Source organism: Dysgonomonas termitidis (assembly GCF_042654545.1).
GTDB lineage: Bacteria > Bacteroidota > Bacteroidia > Bacteroidales > Dysgonomonadaceae > Dysgonomonas > Dysgonomonas termitidis.
Genome location: NZ_JBHSGN010000156.1, coordinates 133772 through 151383, shown reverse-complemented (window position 1 = coordinate 151383; position 17612 = coordinate 133772). Strand labels below are relative to the sequence as shown.

At 38.4% G+C, this 17612-nt stretch carries 13 protein-coding genes; 2 read left to right on the top strand and 11 right to left on the bottom strand.

Annotated elements, in window-relative coordinates:
• Positions 1-47: 47 nt before the first annotated feature.
• The 5 genes from ACFO6W_RS24140 to ACFO6W_RS24120 form a co-directional block, all read right to left on the bottom strand.
• Positions 48-1016: an alpha/beta hydrolase gene (locus tag ACFO6W_RS24140; protein WP_380001421.1), complete on the bottom strand. Its 969-nt coding sequence runs from the start codon at positions 1014-1016 to the stop codon at positions 48-50.
• Between the two features lie 146 nt (positions 1017-1162).
• Complete coding sequence (locus ACFO6W_RS24135) at positions 1163-1657, bottom strand: cyclophilin-like fold protein (protein WP_380001345.1); 495 nt, start codon at positions 1655-1657, stop codon at positions 1163-1165.
• Between the two features lie 11 nt (positions 1658-1668).
• Positions 1669-2229 carry a sugar O-acetyltransferase gene (locus tag ACFO6W_RS24130; RefSeq protein WP_380001343.1) on the bottom strand — a complete coding sequence of 187 codons (561 nt, stop codon included), beginning with the start codon at positions 2227-2229 and terminating at the stop codon, positions 1669-1671.
• A 77-nt stretch (positions 2230-2306) separates the two neighbouring features.
• Positions 2307-3179 (bottom strand): helix-turn-helix domain-containing protein, encoded by an 873-nt coding sequence (locus tag ACFO6W_RS24125; RefSeq protein WP_380001341.1) that lies wholly within the window; start codon positions 3177-3179, stop codon positions 2307-2309.
• Between the two features lie 384 nt (positions 3180-3563).
• Positions 3564-4883, bottom strand: a complete 1320-nt coding sequence (locus ACFO6W_RS24120) for a hypothetical protein (RefSeq protein ID WP_380001339.1) — start codon at positions 4881-4883, stop codon at positions 3564-3566.
• 119 nt (positions 4884-5002) lie between these two features.
• Between ACFO6W_RS24120 and ACFO6W_RS24115 the strand changes: the two genes are divergently transcribed.
• A complete protein-coding gene (locus tag ACFO6W_RS24115) occupies positions 5003-6457 on the top strand; it encodes a sensor histidine kinase (protein ID WP_380001337.1) in 1455 nt (484 codons plus the stop codon).
• Positions 6458-6461: 4 nt separating this feature from the next.
• Positions 6462-7139, top strand: coding sequence for a response regulator transcription factor (locus ACFO6W_RS24110; RefSeq protein WP_380001335.1), 678 nt, complete (start codon positions 6462-6464; stop codon positions 7137-7139).
• Between the two features lie 669 nt (positions 7140-7808).
• On the opposite strand, the gene ACFO6W_RS24105 is transcribed toward ACFO6W_RS24110, so the two are convergent.
• The 6 genes from ACFO6W_RS24105 to ACFO6W_RS24080 all read right to left on the bottom strand — a co-directional run bounded on the left by ACFO6W_RS24105 (position 7809) and on the right by ACFO6W_RS24080 (position 17593).
• Positions 7809-8141, bottom strand: coding sequence for a DUF2149 domain-containing protein (locus ACFO6W_RS24105; RefSeq protein ID WP_380001333.1), 333 nt, complete (start codon positions 8139-8141; stop codon positions 7809-7811).
• A 1-nt stretch (position 8142) separates the two neighbouring features.
• Positions 8143-8739, bottom strand: coding sequence for a MotA/TolQ/ExbB proton channel family protein (locus ACFO6W_RS24100; protein ID WP_380001331.1), 597 nt, complete (start codon positions 8737-8739; stop codon positions 8143-8145).
• 22 nt (positions 8740-8761) lie between these two features.
• Positions 8762-9457 (bottom strand): hypothetical protein, encoded by a 696-nt coding sequence (locus ACFO6W_RS24095; protein WP_380001329.1) that lies wholly within the window; start codon positions 9455-9457, stop codon positions 8762-8764.
• Positions 9458-9508: 51 nt separating this feature from the next.
• Positions 9509-13789, bottom strand: coding sequence for a cobaltochelatase subunit CobN (locus tag ACFO6W_RS24090; protein WP_380001327.1), 4281 nt, complete (start codon positions 13787-13789; stop codon positions 9509-9511).
• Positions 13790-13856: 67 nt separating this feature from the next.
• Positions 13857-15173 (bottom strand): hypothetical protein, encoded by a 1317-nt coding sequence (locus ACFO6W_RS24085; RefSeq protein ID WP_380001325.1) that lies wholly within the window; start codon positions 15171-15173, stop codon positions 13857-13859.
• Between the two features lie 8 nt (positions 15174-15181).
• Positions 15182-17593, bottom strand: coding sequence for a TonB-dependent receptor (locus tag ACFO6W_RS24080; protein WP_380001323.1), 2412 nt, complete (start codon positions 17591-17593; stop codon positions 15182-15184).
• Between the last annotated feature and the right edge of the window lie 19 nt (positions 17594-17612).

The following is a 17612-nucleotide window of genomic DNA, read 5'->3' as shown; positions in this document are numbered from 1 at the left end:
GAATCCGTAAAAATTCTCTCGTTATATATCGTATGTTTATATCCACTCTATTTCAAATATTCCTTAAAGAAAGATTCCAGTTTGTCAAATGGTATAATATCCATACGGTCATATAAATCCACATGAGTAGCATTGGGAATAATCATCAGTTCCTTATTATCGCCTTTTAACTTTTTGAAAGCATCTTCACTGAAATAGCGGGAATGTGCTTTTTCACCGTGAATAATGAGTACTGCATTGCGGATTTCGTCGGCATAGGCAAGTTGCGGCATATTGATAAACGAAAGAGACGATGTTATATTCCAACCACCATTCGAATTGAGTGAACGCTCGTGATAGCCTCGTTCAGTTTTGTAGTAACTGTGGTAATCTTTCACGAACCAAGGAGCATCGTCCGGTAACGGATCAATAACGCCTCCGGCAAGTGTATATGTGCCGTTTTTTGAGTCGATTGTGCGCTGGGTATTCAGTTGCTCACGGAGTTTATAACGTGCGTCCGCATCCATAGAATCAAAATAACCATTGGCATTTACACGGCTCATATCATACATGGTAGATGTGGCAGTTGCTTTAATCCGGGTGTCCATAGCGGCTGCGTTGATAGCCAGACCACTCCAGCCACAAATACCGATGATTCCGATCCGTTCAGGGTCTACATCATCACGTGTGGAAAGGAAATCGACGGCAGCACTGAAATCCTCCGTATTAATGTCGGGTGAAGCTACATAGCGGGGTTCACCGCCACTATCACCTGTATATGAGGGGTCAAAAGCAATAGTCAGGAAACCACGTTCGGCCATTGTCTGTGCATAGAGTCCCGATGATTGTTCTTTTACTGCGCCGAAAGGTCCACTCACGGCAATAGCTGCCAATTTTCCGGTTGGATTTTTAGGTATATACATATCGGCAGCAAGGGTGATACCGTAGCGGTTGCGGAAGGTTACTTTGCGATGATCGACTTTATCGCTTTTGGGAAATACTTTGTCCCATTCAGGTATTAATTTTGACTTTTTCATATTTTTATCGTTTGCTTGATTATTTTCGGTTAATACGGTTGTTCCGTTTGTTGCTTCTGCTGTGATTGTTCCTATTACGAGCAAAGCCATGAGTATTATTTTCTTCATTTTCTGTAACTATTTATCTGTTATATATGATTCTTTTTTTATTCCATTTCAAAAATTACGGTGATATTTTCCGAACCTGATGCGGAGGCTAAGCCTGTTGTATCATCTACTTTTCCCAATCGGGTATAGCTGTACGATGTAGAAAAACTTTTGTAGAACAATACCAATGTTTGCGAGCCGTACAGCATTAAATCGCCGTTTTGTATCGTTTTCGGATTAATAGGATTGGTGGGTAAGCTGTTTGGCAGGCTATAATACTTTTCATTATTGTTTAACTCGGACATTGTGATTGTTATGGGTAACAGTTTCTTGAAAGCGGTCGCCGTTGCATTACTTTCAAGGGTAGCGGTAAATGCGGTTGAGCCTATCGTTATTTTCATTTTCATATTCTCTTGCGGATTTTCGTTTTCATTATCGTTGCCCGTGTTCTCCGGTTGCTGAAGTGGTTCGGGACTTCTTATCTCATCGGTATCACAGGCTGAAAGTCCTGTTATTACCATCAAAGAGGAAATTATTATTATAAGCTTTTTCATAATTGTTCTGTTTAAATTGTATTGATGATTTTAGCAGGAATACCGCCGACAATCACATTATCGGGAACATCTTTAGATACAACTGCTCCTGCGGCTACAATAGCGTTTTCTCCGATTATTACCCCTTGCAGAATGGTTGCTCCTGCGCCAATCCAAGCGTTATTCTTGATATGAATGGATTTGGGTTTGAGTGAATGCCGTTCTTCCGGCCCAACGGGATGCCCTTCGGATAATATGCTGACGTTGGGACCTATCAGTACGTTGTCTTCGATGGTGATGCCGCCCAAGTCCAGCAAAGTGCAGTTGAAATTGATAAATACATTTTTACCTATTGTGGTATGCTTTCCGTAATTGATATACAAAGGGGTAAATACGGCAACGCTTTCGTGAATTCCGCTGTCTGTAATTAGGCTTAACAGATTCCTTATTTCTGCCGGATCAGCAGAATTGTTCATTTGCGTCAGCAACATTTTAGTACGGTATGAAGCTTCTCGCATTTTATATCGCTGAGGATCGTCGGACAAGATAGTTTCTCCGTCTCTAAGCCGTTCAAAAATATCTACTTTATCCATCTCTGTATTTTTTGATACAAAGTTCAGGATTTATCGGCTTTACCTGTTAACGATATTCAAACCAATAATTAAGAAATTCAAACCATTGATTCGCGGAGTGACTTCGGATTAGTGCCTGTTTGCTTTTTAAAGAAGTTGTTGAAGTAGGTAGGATATTCAAAACCGAGAGCATAAGCGATTTCCGCAATATTCCAATCCGTATGCAGCAAGAGGGCTTTTGCTTCGGCAATAATGCGTTCGGTGATATGTGAAGTTGTTGATTTTCCTGTAATTTCCTTCACTGCCCGATTCAGGTAATTGGTGTGAACATTGAGATAGCGTGCGTAATTCTGTGCCGTTTTCAGTTGCAAAGGATGGTCGGAGGTTTCGATGGGGAATTGTCTTTCTAACAGTTCAAGAAATACGGAGGTAATTCTTGCGGTTGCTTTTTTTGCCTGATGATAATGTTCTGAGGGTTGCAATTTCAATGCTTCATGAATAATCAGGCTGATATAGTTTCGGATAAGTTCATCTTTAAAGGTATAATCGTTTTCCTGCTCTTCAATCATTTTTTGAAAAAGAGTATTGAGGAACAATCTTTGTTCTTCGGATATTTCTAAAACAGGTGTTCCGTCAATTTTAAAGAATGGTGATTGAAGCAAGCTCTCCGAACGATCGGATTGTTTTAAAAAGTCTTCAGAGAAAAGACAAGTATAACCAATATATGTTCTTGATATTGTTTCCCATGAATAAGGAATATGTGGATTGCCAAAAAACAGAATTGTACCTTCCTGCTCAAAGCTCCTGTCGGCATAGTGAATGATGCTTTTACCGGTAGTAAGACAAATCTTATAGAATTCTTTACGACTGTAAGTGCGCGTGGCATTACTGTCGTCTTCAATTTGAAATGCCTTGAACCCTTTTAGCTTGAGTTCAGTATTAAATTCGGATATTGAACGTTCTTTCTTCATAATACAAAGATAAGAAATTCAAATCTATTAATTCATTTTCCGTTTTTTTCGAAAGGGAGATGAATCCTATTCGTCGTATCACACATTCTATAAGTCGGCAGTATCGGATTGTCTCACGATTCCTTATACTCTGTTGCCAGCTCTGTTATCTTTTCAAAGGTATGGATAAGTAAAAGTTCCTATGCTGTACCATTCGGCTTTAGCTTTGATTATCCCCATAATGGGTGTTTTGTCATCGGGGTTGAGGTTGTTTTTAGGTAAAACTTAAAATTATCCAACGTTATTCAAATTTACGCAAATGATTGAATAAGTGACGAAGGCAGGATGTTTATTACACTCTGCTCTTACTTTGCCCATATCGGCAGGTGGCAACAAGCCTTTGGTTTATTCTTTTACCATTGTGTAAATTCCACCTTTTTCAATAGCTTTCCATCCTTGATTTATTTGAATCTTATAATCGTCTCCTTCAACAATGTTTTCTGCTATCCTTTTCGGGGGAAGAAGATAGAATGCAGACCAATTATTTAGGCGAACAATGCCTTTTTTAACGTTGATTTGCCCCCATTCCCCTGTAAGTGTCATATTTCGTAATAATACAGCATCACCTATTGTAATTACCCGGTCATGAGGATTATAGGTGAAATTAATTTTGCTATTTGTAATCAATAATTTTCTTGTGCCAGGTTTAAGTAATTCTTCAAATTGAGCAATATCTCCAAAGGATTTTAGTTCCTCTTTTTCTTCAGATAAAATCTTGTCATAATTATATTTGTCAAGTAGTTTTTCCAGATAAACATCATCAATTACAAAAGCATGTTGCGGACTTGTCTTTTTTATCAAATAAATCATACCATAGCCTAAATCCTTATCACGTTTCCATTCAGGGTATAACTCATCCAATATATCAGCATAAGCGGAGCCTGTAAAGTAACCGAACGCATTCGCATACCCTTTTGAAATATCATAGTTTAAGCGGCTTTTGACATATTCCCGCATATTGGTAGTAGATAGCTTCACTCCGGTATATTCTGCCAATCCTTCATTTAATTCATATAAATCCTCATTGTTATTTGGATATAGGCTTTGACGATAGGCCCGAATATATAACGCATCATATAGGCTTTGAGCGTCACCATCCAATGCCCTTTGAAGATTTCCCATCTCAATTTGAAGTAATGCCCTACCCTCTGCTTCATCCATATGATAGTTTGCAGATAATTGATTCTCTATACCCAAGCTGTTTTGATGTAAATGGAATATTTCGTGAGTTAATAAATTTACCCGCTGTTCGCATGGAGTATTCATTAGGGTTGCATGAATAATGGTAATATATTTTTTACCATCATATTCAAAGAAACTATTGGCTAAGGGGACTTTGTTATCCCATTGCTCTTCTTTGACGGTTTGCATCACGCCATTTTCAATGGCCGTAAAAAACATCTTATTGTTGAAGTGGTCGATGATTATAACGGGTGCATTCAGCGAAATACCCCATAATTCTTTCGACTCCGGCCTATTCAGTATTTCGGCTGTTTGTTGTAAGCTTTCTTCCATTGTTTCTCCGCAAGAGGATTGCTGCCCATAAGCGTTATAAGCCAATAATTGCAGAAATAATACAGTAAGCAGTACATTCAAATTCTTCATATTTCTTTGTTTTAAATTTCTTATTCGCAAAAATACATACCGGTATTCTCCTATTTTCATATAATTATTATTGAAGCATTACCGAATTATTATTAATTTATTACGCTGTCAGGGTTTTGCCTGATAATCACTATCCAATACAAGTAATTTTCATAATTTTGACCTAAATAACGGAGAGAATGGAAACACGAATTAAAATAATCTACTGGCTGACAATCATCGCATTGGCGGCATTGGTGGTGATACAAGGTTATTGGTTGTTTAATCAGTATACCTATACTTTGGTGCAATATGAAGGAGAGTTATTTGAAAAAACCATTCATGTAGGTCAGATGGATAGGAATTTAAGAAAAGAACTACATGATGAGGGATTTAAGATAATGACCTGGTGGAAAATGGAGGCTACACAAAATAATGTCTCAACATTTAATCCCGAATTGGAGTGGGTTTTTGATACATATATTATTGATACAAGAGAGATTGAACATTATAATTCTATGTCATTACAGCAAATAGATTCTCTATCTGAGGTAAGTAAAGACATTGAGAAATACAGATTTGATATTAAAATCCCTAATCGTGAATATGATGTCTATGATGCGTTGGAACGATTTCATATAAACAAACTATGTCCTTTTAATACAGAGCGTTTTGATTCCTTGCTCTTGACGCAAGGAATCAAAGCTCTATCTATAAAGACTGAAGTTACAGATTCAATGGTCTGGAATCCACATAAGATAAGCCATACCTCAATATGGAATCCAACAATGGAAGTTACTTATCCCTTTAATATTTTGCAGAAAGAGCAGGTTCGAATAACCTATAAATTGGGGGGATCGCCGATACTTGGAAAGATGCTCAAATCTCTCTTATGTTCAATACTCATTTCTTTATTACTCGCATTTTGCCTGATATATCAGATACGGACAATTATTAAGCAGCAACGGATTGATGAATTGAGAAAAGATTTTATCAAGACAATGATTCACGAGTTAAAAAGACCGGTTGCTACATTGAAAATGTGTATCTCTTTCATGAAAAATGATAAAATGATGCAGGATAAAACGATGAAAGACGATATTATTCACAGTTCGCAAAACGAGTTGGATAATCTGTCTTCTTACTTCTCTAAATTAAGGGATTTAACGTATGGAGATATGGAAGAAATACCTCTGAATTTATCAACCTTCAACATAAAAAGACTAATAGAAGAATGTATTGAAAAACAAAATCTTCCTGTTGATAGACAAATTACCATCACAGCCTGTTTTGACAATGATAATGTTGAAATCACAGCGGATAGAATGCATGTAATTAATATTATATGCAATTTATTGGAAAACGCTGTTAAGTATTCGGAAGGAGAAACATCTATTCTGATTGACGGCCATTCAATAGATAATAAGTATATAATAGAAGTTTCAGATAATGGTTTTGGAATTTCACTGGCTGAATGTCCTTTCGTTTTTGATAAGTTTTTCCGGAGTTCAAACATTATAAACAAAAACATTCCCGGAATAGGATTGGGACTAAGTTACGTTAAACTATTGGTTATTGCCCACAAAGGAAAAATATCTTTAGAAAGCACATTGGCAAGCGGTAGTAAATTTATCATTGAGATACCCAAAAAATAATAAAATGAGAGTACGAAAAATATTATTGGTGGATGATGATTTAAAGAATTCCATGTTTCTAAAGCGGTTCTTGGAGGAAGAATCATATGAAATAACTTATGCCAATAATGGGAAGGTGGCTTGGGGATTATTTGCATCACTTAAACCTGATTTGGTATTATTAGATATTAATATGCCTGAAATGGATGGTTTTGAACTTGCTCATAAAATACGGAAATGCGACAAAAAAGTTATTATCTTCTTTCTGACGGACCGGACGGAAAAGTCAGACCGCCTGAAAGGTTTCGGACTGAAAGGGAATGACTATATACCCAAACCGTTTTATCCGGAAGAATTGATAGCTAAGATAAGAGAACGGTTTGATGGATTATCAAACTGTGAGGAAGAAATATATCAAGTCGGAAATACGGCCTTTAATTATTCTCTTTGTAATATTAATTTTTCAGGTGTTTCTCAAAATATATCTGCGAGACAATCAGATATACTTAAAATATTGGTCCGGCATCTTAACTCTGTTGTAGACAGGGATTATATTCTTGAAAATATTTGGGGATGTAGTAATAATTCCAATTCATTATCACTAAATGTCCAGATTACTTATTTGAGAAAAATACTGGAAGCAGATAGTTCCATATCCATTATTTCATTAAATAAAAGAGGATATGTACTCAGAATATCATAACTTAAAGTAAACGGATAAAATCCTTCCGGTTCAATATCCTTGAATACTTTCGTGTTTGCAACTACGATTGCCGTGCACGTTACCTTAATTGCCCCACAACAGCTGCAGGTAATTTGTGGCCGCTGTAGCAGAAAGCTCTCCTGTTTCTACTTCCCTGACCACCTCTAGTTTGAAAGACATACTATAATCTTTTAGACTACGCTTTACATAACTTGAATTCAATTCTTTATCCATAAATAAGTTTTTTGTGTCAACCTATTTTAGGACGGGACATTATAGGTTATCCTGTAATAGGTATGCCTTTCTCCCGACAATACGTGATATTGACTTTTGCCTCCACATTTGGCAGAGTTATATAATAAAAAAGGGAACGAATGAAGCATATTACTTTTTAGGGTATTTTAAAGCACTAAAACACTTGATTTACATGATTGGCTATTTGTCAATTCTCATGATGAAATTATTAGGATGACCGAAAAAAGTGCGAAAAGGATAGTAAAAAGAACATATCTAGATTTTTTCAATAAAATCATCTCTCTTTAATAGCCATCTATATTGATTTTATCCTCTATAGTTGTACTTCCGTTACTCAAGCAATAACTAAGTGCGTTAATAACCTTTCTAGGTGGCCCTTTAGCCCCTGTCCCTTTTCGAAAGAGAACAAGGTAATTATTCCGGAACATAAATTATTTCTCCATTTTCCAGCTCGTAGGCTATTCCTACCTTACGTCCCTTAGAGCCGGACGACTGTTCCTTCGAAGGAGTATATTTATTTATTTTATTTCCTTCTTTGGTTATAATTTCCATGTTTTCTTTGCCCGGATTTTTTACTATTGTATAATCTTCCTGAGTAAATACTTCCGTCATATTCATGTGCATGACCATTGCCACCATGAGAGCAACAGCAAATACCATTGCTACATCGAAAAGGTTTACGATAACACTTAGCGGATCGGTATCCTCTTCTTTGGCAAATCTGCTGACCCGGCGTTGTCTTCTCATATTATCCTTCTTTTTGAGTTAATACACGTGATACATAATCCAGGTTATTCACATCTTTGGCGTACCAGCGTTGTTTGAACTGCAATGTTACCAATCCGATGGCAGATACTACCAGCCCGACTACTGTTGTAGCAAATACAACCTGCATATTATAAGCCATTCCTGCGATATCTCCTGTAGATAGCCCTACCAAAGCCGGACTCATAGCAATAAGGGTTCCGATAAGTCCAAGCACAGGTCCCATTTTTGCTAAAAGTTTTGATAGTGATGCATCTTTTTCCGCCTCATTTTCAAAATTAGAGATTAAATAGTCGGAATATGCATCACTGGCAGGAGTCGTTAGCAGATCTCTCAGATATTTAATGAATAAAGAATTATCATTTTGAGGCAATAAAGATTTAAGTTCATCTACAGATGAAAGGTTTAATCTTTTTATCTGATCATTGAGCACCTTATCGTTTTTTCGTTTGGTCATATATTGATTGTAAAAGCTCCCGACCAGTAATAATCCTCTGGCAAATAGACAGAGTAAAATAATGATATCCGGTATTAATAAACTATTTGCGACCCAGAAGAGTACTTTAGAAATAATTTCCATTGGTTGATTCTGTTTATATAAATTATTTTTTCATTTGTTTTCTTTGCATAATTCGCCACCGGATTTTGTTCCATACATATCCGATAAGGAAAGCAATGGCAAAAAGGGCCAGTGATAACCCCAATGCTTTGAAGTTAACAGGCTCTTCAGCTACCGCATAGGTGACATTCCCGTTGACTGTCGTCAATAGTCCCAGAATTGCCACAAAAAGGCTTACCAGAAAATGCACCTCCAGTCTTAATTCTTTTTCCGGGAACATATATCTTATTCCGTAAGCAGCCATAGGAAGAATAACTAATACCGTTCCTGCCATTATATAAGAGACTGTATCAAAATCTGTTCCTGAAAGGCTAAAAATACTCTGAGTGAGTATATAAAAAAGCACCGGGAACAGAAGTAGGCTGGGATACCAGTACAGAGGCAATAACCATCGTTTTATCCTTCTCCCGAATAAATTCCGGAGTGCCGCGAAGCAAAAAGCAAAGCAGATTACAGATTCGATAGTAACCAGTACAGCAGCATCCTGTAAGGCCTCGCGGTTCATCAAATAATCATTTATCTGAGTCTTTGACTGTAAGATAGCATATTGTTCCGCCCAAAGGAGGAAAACTGCACAAACAATGCTGAATATAGCAGCCTGCCACCACTTCCAGAAACTGAGTTTCAGTATGCAGTTGATAATAATAAACAGCATTAATATCTGAATAATAAGCTCCATATAATTATTGTCAAATCAGGCAGGGAAATATATCTCCCTACCCGATTAAGATTAATCATTACTTTTCCGTTTCTTCTTTAGTATAAATAACAGGATAAAAAATACGACAAGTACTACTCCTGCAATAATAAGCCCGTTCAGGGAGGTTTTTGACTCTTCCGGTATAGTCGTTCCTACTTGGTCTTTTTTCAATACCATGCCATTTTGTGCGATGTCGGATGAAGGTGCAGCAGTCTTCATTTGTTGTATCTGCCGATTATACACTTTTGCTTCTTCTGTCGATACTTTTTTCGAAATGAAATCCTGCAACTTGGCATTCCCTCCGGCAAAACCTGCGCCCGAAGAACCAAATTCTTTAACCAGGCCGGTATGCAAGCTCGCAATATCCGCCAATTGAGCATCTGTAGCCTTCCACATTCCTTTGCGGGCAGTCTCCATCATAATGGCTGTGATCTCTTGCAAAGCCTCGGGATTTGTCTGTTTGAAGAAATCTTTAGTTCCCAGATTTTGAGAATCTTTTACGTACATATCATATAACTGATCCCACAGTTCGTTATCAATAACATCGGGTTTAGCAACATTCCAGCCAAAAGTATTTGTTACTACTTCTGTAATCTGAGACGCACTTGCCGCACCACCTTTCATTACTTCTTTCACATACGCCGGATTTAAAACTGTAGTGCGGGATTCCACTCCGATGGCCTCTTTCAGATCCTGCATCTTAGCATTATTACGGTTTCGGTAATCAGCAAAATATGCATCGGGATCTTTACCCGTAACATTCCGTATAGCCAGATTCATACCGCCCATAAATTCATATACATGATCCAGGCTTAAAGCTCCCCATGTATTATTCTGCCGTGGCTGCACAACCACATCCGTGTTATGAAGTACTGTACGTAGAAGCCCTGTCTGAAACTCTCCCCAATTCTTATCGCTTCCATATGCTGCTCCCATATTATTGATATATGTATCGGCTATTTCTTTTTCCGATTCCCATTTGTCGCTGCCGGTTATCATTTCCTGAATACCTGTTCCGTACATTCCGTTTATTCCTCCGAATATCCGTTGAGTAGACATTGCACGGGCATCTTTAGGTGATATTCCTTGCTCAACCAACTGACGTTCTATCTCAACCGTACTTTGATGTACAAGGTTTTCATATTTTTCATCTTTTGCCGTTGCTGCCATTTCCACAGCTTTCGATATCAGTATCAAACGTGATGCCGCCAAATCCCGGAATTGTCCGGATGTCTGAACCACAACATCTATACGTGGACGCCCCAGTGTCTCAACCGGAATAAGGCGCAGGTCGGAAACCCTGCCGTATGTATCACGTACCGGCTCAACACCCAGCATATATAATACCTGAGCTATTGTTGTTCCTTCACTTTCTATAAATTCACTGCTCCAGAATGTATAACTAACCTTACGGGGGTATTCTCCATGCTGTTTTTTATATTGCTCCAGTGTCGTATTTACTAAAGACACACCCCTGTCCCAAGCTAATTCGGACGGTGTGGATTCAGCATTTATCGAATACAGATTGTGACCTGTCGGTACCGCCATAGGGTTTGCAACAGCGTCTCCTCCCGAAGATGGAGCGATATAACCACCAGCTAAAGCATTTAATATAGATTTGAACTCTTGTTCCGGACTATCTTCCAATGCCTGTTTATAATATACTATATTATTTATAGTACGTTCTATTTCAACGATTGCCCGTGCCTCTTCTTTTTGAGCCTTTGTATATTCAGGGGCTTTCGACATTTCAGATTTTCCACCTTTTGCGGATGGTTTTCCCATCGCCGCCGGATCAACCTTAGTAGGCTTAGTCCCTTCTTCCCTTTTGGAGCTATCCGGGCGTTTCCCAACTTTTGGTATCCACGAAGGATGGCCTCCCGAAGATGGTGCTTTTGACTGAGATCCCGGACTATCACTGTTCATCGCAGCCATTGCAGCTGCCATGCCCCGTTTGGGTGGAGACAGAATCTCTTTTGATTTCTCCAGATCAGATTGATTTATATTTGCTATACCACAGATCAGTTCATTACTCACAACTTTTCCATTCAATACCTGATTCACCAAACTTTTTGCAGGATCGAGGTAAGACCGCGTGAAAAATGATTTGTTTTTCAATTGTTTTTCGGATACCTTTCCCCGTTGCCGGTCCAAAGCAGCCAGGCTGTAAGCTATCGGGTCGGCGCTCATCGCCAATACCGTAGATTTTATTTTTTCGGCAGTGTACGGTATACCCGAAGTATAGAGTTGCCCGTTCATTTTTTCATTGGCTATTTCTTCCGCATAATTCTCTATACGCTCTATGTCCTCAGTAGTATAGGGTTTTGTGAGAATACTATCTAAACGCAAGTCCCGGTGAATTCCCATGTCTACAGCAATCTTTTTTACCTGAAGGGATGCCTGAGGTTGTTTAGGCTCCTCTGTTTTATAATATTCGCGTATTTTGTTTTCCAATACTTTGAATTGCGAGCGTGTATCGCTTTCCATGAAAGCCGGAGTAAGGTAAGAGACCGTTGTTGCATAAGATCGGCGTTTAGCCATCATGCTTTCACCTATATTCCCTATGGTATAGTAATAGAAATGAGGGAGAGTGCCTATCAAACGGTCGGGCCAGTCGTTACTACTCAAGGCCACTTGCTTCTGAGGTGTGAACTCAAGGCTGCCATGCGTTCCAAAGTGAATTAAGGCATCTGCTTTAAATCCATATTGTGTCCATAGATACGAACCAATATAGGTATGTGGCGGAGGTGATTTTGTCCCATGTACGATGGCAAAGCTATCATCGCCTAAAGCGGCCATTGGTTGAGGAAGTAAAACAATATTTCCTAACTGAATGCGGGCTACAGCAAGATACGCTCCATCGTTTTTTATCATGCTCATATATGCACCGGGAGCTTCTCCGTAGGTATCCGTTACCTCTTTATACAGTTCCGGCGATAAAGATCGATGTATCCATGCTTCATAGTCTTGTTTTTTTATCAGCTCCGGATTGCCGTTTTTAAGATAATCATCGAAAGCACCTTCTGCATAAGTGCTCAAAACAGAGCCTTGTGTCATCAAGAGTTTTTCAAATTCTTTTTCGGTTGCAGGAAGATTGTCGACTTTATATCCCTCGGACTTCAACCGTTTCAATAGATTATAGAGAGACAGAACTGTTTCCAGCCCCTGGGCAGCTAATGTTTCCTGTCCTGCTCCTTTAAAATAATATATGGCAACCTTCTTATCTGCATTCTTTTTGTGTTTGAGTGTAATCAGGTTATTCACTATGGTCGTAAAACTTTTAAGCCTGTCAGGTATTGTCCTGAACACATATAAACCATCATTGTTCTTTTCCTGAGCGACTAATGAGTATGGATAAATTGAGCCGTCCAGTTCCGGCATAACCAGACTTTGCCCCATAAATCCGCCGAACATCCCCATCGGGTCTTTCATCCAGTTTTCTTTCAACTGGAGAATGGTGAGCGGTGTAAATATAGGGATATTATGTGCTTTCAACCAATCAATTGCTGCGTCTGCCTGTCCCATCAAAAGGCGCCCGTGCGGGAAATAAACAACAGCTGACGGGTTTATCTGCTCCAGAAATTCGATGCGTTTTGTCATCGAAGATATAGGATACACATTCAGCCCTGAGTTTTGCAAGGATACAATCAGGCTGTCCAGATGTTCTTTATTTCCACTGAAAGGATCGTGTATCCCTGCAACAATAGCAACTTTACCTGAGCCTTCCCTATAAAAACCTTGTTTCTTTAAATAAGATTCATATTCCTTTACGTCTGTGAAAGCAATATTTTCATCGAGATGGAAGAACGCATCGGATACACTTTCTATTACAGGCTGCGCCCCTGTGACAAAAAAGGTCTTTTTGTCTATATTCTGACGGATGTAGCGTGCCATATTCTGGTAATTAGGCTTATTTGCATTCTCGAGATATCCGGATATCTGTTTGAGGTCTGTACTATCCAGATTGCAGATATTATTTTCCGGATTAGTAACAGCAAACATATAGACCGGTGTTCCTTTGTCCGCTGCCAATTGTATTTGATTTCTTTGTTCTTCAGAGACTTTCAGTCCCATTCCAAAACCTAAGACAAAATCATAATTAGTCAGTTTGCCCAGATCGTCTACGGAGACAATTTTATACTTTATAAATTTGTCCTCATTGGATAAGGAAATATTCGATACCTGAAAAGGCTGGAAATTGAGAAGAGCTATTCTCGTCGGAGAGGCCGTTCTCTGCCAGATAATCCAACCCGATATAATAACTAACAGGGCAGATAAGGCAATTATTATGTATTTCTTTTTCGATTTCATTGAAATAATTCGTTATTACTGGTTTTAGTGATTTTTCTTATAGCATCTTCCGTCAATAAGACGGCTTTTAGTTAGTCAGTTTATATAGCCTGACTGGTCTATACTTGTTTTGCAGAAGTATTTCTTTAGCTATTGTGCCATCTCTGTTTATTGAATATATCCCGTTGATCTTGTCCGTACTGCTGTTGGGTACACATATATAGAGTTTATCATCTGCAATACTGAATACGTTCATCCGTGCAGACGGGTTAGATGCCGGAATGTCTAACTTGCGGATAGACATATCCTGGGGATTTAGTTCATAATATTCCATCTCTATCTTACTCCCTTCCGAATCACTATCCGAAAATGTATATTTGATAGTGGATATATGCAGGTATATTCTATTGTTATAGCTGATAATAGACTGAGCAATACGTCCCTTTCCAAAATATTTATCTACGTTAAATTCCCACGTCTTGTCAAAATCCGTTTCTCCTCTTTCTATTCTGAATATTTTAGATTCGGTAGGCGTACCAAATTGGTTCCATCCCCACGAACAGAGATACATATCACCCGACTCGGTCTTAGTTGTAGGATTGTTTTCCGAAACAAAGAAACCGACTGTACGGGTATTGGGATAATTGATGATTTTCTCCACCTGTTTTGTCTCTATATCTATTATGGCCAGATAGAAATTCGTTTCATTGTCGGCTATAATATTAAAACCCACTGTTTCCAGAAATACTACGCTTACATATAACTTTCCTTCTTTTTCGTCTAATACCAATGAACCCGTACGCACCATATTATTACCGCTTTCGTCGAGCCATTTAGCATCGGGACGGAAGTTCATTATCGCGTCCTTCAGATCGATTGACCCGGTAGTATTCATTGTGTACGGATTGAACATGTATATGCTCTGCGGGGACAAGCCTTCGTTATAATAAAACCCGAGGTTACGGTCAACAATACATAGTTTACGGGACGGGAACAAGTTATTTTTTCTCAGATTGAGACTCTCGTTTATAAATACCCGATTACTCATATTGAGGCTTAAGCGATATATACCGGGGGTGGACGACATTCCCTTTTTATCCTTTGCCATAGCAAAGAAATATTTTCCGATAGATTGATGTCCGGCTGAGGTAGACGGATCTGAATTTGTAAACAAAGATTCTTCCGACAATAATTCGTATGGCTCAGTATTATTCTTCACCTGATTCATTTCAAATGTGAAAAATCGTGTTATATCCGAGTTGGACGCCTCCTCTACAGCCAGCACATAATTATTAGAGGTGAAGTCCAGACGGGGTGTATTGTCATTTTCAAGATTCTCAACTTCGCACGATTGTATAAAAAGAGAGCTGAGAATTATAAAACAGAAATATTTTAAAGTCTTCATAATCGAATCTATTTGAAGAGATAAACCGCTTTAGCCCAGAAACTACGTCCGGGATTCTGCATTTTGAAATTATTATAGATGTCTTTATCAAAAATATTACGTACTTCCAATCCCAATGTCAACCTGCTTTCCTTATATGTCTTCATATCGAAAGAAGTTCCTGCTGTGTGAAGCTGTTGTTGAGGGATAACACGGTCTGTGGAAATTTTCGATTTCCCAAAAAGGCCTAAGAAACCATCAGGTTCGTACTGTTTCTCTATATAATCCAGATAATATTGATGTACATATGAATAATTCCAGTAGGTACGAAGTATATTATTCTTACCCAATACATTATTGAAAGTATATTCTACACCCAGATTCCCATAATAGAAAGGCATATTGCTGATACGGGCATCTTTAAAATGCACATTATTTGCATTTTCGTCGAGCGAGCCATTGTATCTGAACTCGTTATAAGTAAGATTCCCCGTCAGTCTGAACTTATCGAAAAAGGTATAATATCCGTCGAGTTCAATCCCATACCCTTTTACTTTCTCCAGATTGAGGAACAAACCCTGATATTGGTTGATTTCCTTGAGTTTTATCAGGTCTGTTGTATTCCTGAAATAAGTATTTATTTCAAAATTGTATTTTGCCGGCTTATGCAGCTTTAGTCCTAAATTGAAATTATTACTTTTCTCAGGTGATAAATCGAGATTGGAAATGATAAAAGTATTATCCCCGAAGATTTCCATCTGGTCGGGTAACCGGTAGGTGTTTTCATATGACGCGCGTATCAGGAGGTTATTCAGTATATTATACTTTACTGCCAGAGAGAAACTAAGCCCTTGTTTAGAGATGGATCTGTCTTCATTTACCAATTCGGACGAACTGTATACCGATTCTTTGCCTTTAGTCTGATAGAACAGGGACTTCATTTGTACAATCGTATTCAACTTGTTGTCAAACAATCCGGCATTATACCCTACCCCTACAATCAGACGATTATACGTAATGCGTTTTTTTTCTAAAGGATTGACCTCATCATCTTTCTTGTTGATGAAATAGTTATCAACTACATTAGCGGTAAGTATATGGGACGGGGTGATATGGTAAGACAATAATCCACGATATATCATATTCTGATAATCGGACTCAAGCCCGTTTTTCCCCGGAGCAGATGTATAAACACTCCCTATTTCCGAAGCCGAAGTGGAAGAATGCGCCTCTCCTTTCCAGTCGTAATATGTATTCTTAAGTGTATCTACAAACAGGTTGTCGATCTTACTATAAACAAGAAACTGAGTAGTATTCAACTTGTTGTCCATAAAAGATTTCCGGTAAGTAACAGAAGGTATGGCAATAGCTTTTTCGGTACGATAGACCGCACCAAAAGCCCTGTCACGGGTGGTAAAATCGTTTTGCATATCCTGATGCAGGGCAAAGCTGGTTACTCTGAACTGCAAAAGGTCTGCCCACGACAGATTGTCGAAGTTTACATACCCTTCTACAAAATATTGCTTAAATTTATTGTGGAATAAACGGGCTTCTATGTATGTATTACGTCCTGTTTCTTCTTCATAATAAGGCAGATTTTTTACCTTGTAATCGTTATCGGAATAATTTCCGAAGGCATACAAACCTACTGATATATTTCTATTCAACCGCCGGAATCCGTTAATAGTCGCTATGTTCGTATTGAAAGACCCTCTTTCGAATGATACTTGAATCTCTGAATCGTATAACTTACGGCTTACCAGATTTATAGCTCCCCCTAAAGCATCTATCCCTATTTCTGTCGGTAATACACCTTTATAAACCTCCATACGTTCGACAGAATTGACCGGAATTTTGGTTATACCGAAACTTGAACCGAGATAATCCAAGGGAATACCGTCCCGCATCAGTTTGATAGATCTGCCGCTAAATCCGTTTATTATAACCTCATTACTTGCTCCTAATGCCCCCGTATTACGCAAACGCACGCCCGGGCTTACATTCAGCAAATTTTGAATATTTGTAGCCTTTTCGTGAAAGTGAGTTACATCGATCACTTCTGCCTTGATGGGATTCAATCTGAGTTCATCAATCTTTCTGCTGGCACTTATAGTTACTTCTTTGAGCTCTATGGCTGAAGTTTTTATATGGAAATCCAATGTATCAGTAGATGCTTTGAGGTCGACAGACTTTATTTCAACATATCCATCCTGATGTAGCGCGTACAGAACATAGGTACCTGACGGTAAATTGTTGATTGTATATCTACCCTTAACATCAGTAAAAGCCCGAGTATCCAATTCTTCAATTATTATCTCTATATTTTCCCGAACTGTATTGTCAACGTATACACACCCGGAAATACTATACTTTTTATTTTGAGAATAAGATTGGTATGGGCAAAGCGATATTATTAATATACAGATTAGTATATATTTCATCTCGTTTAAATAAATAAAG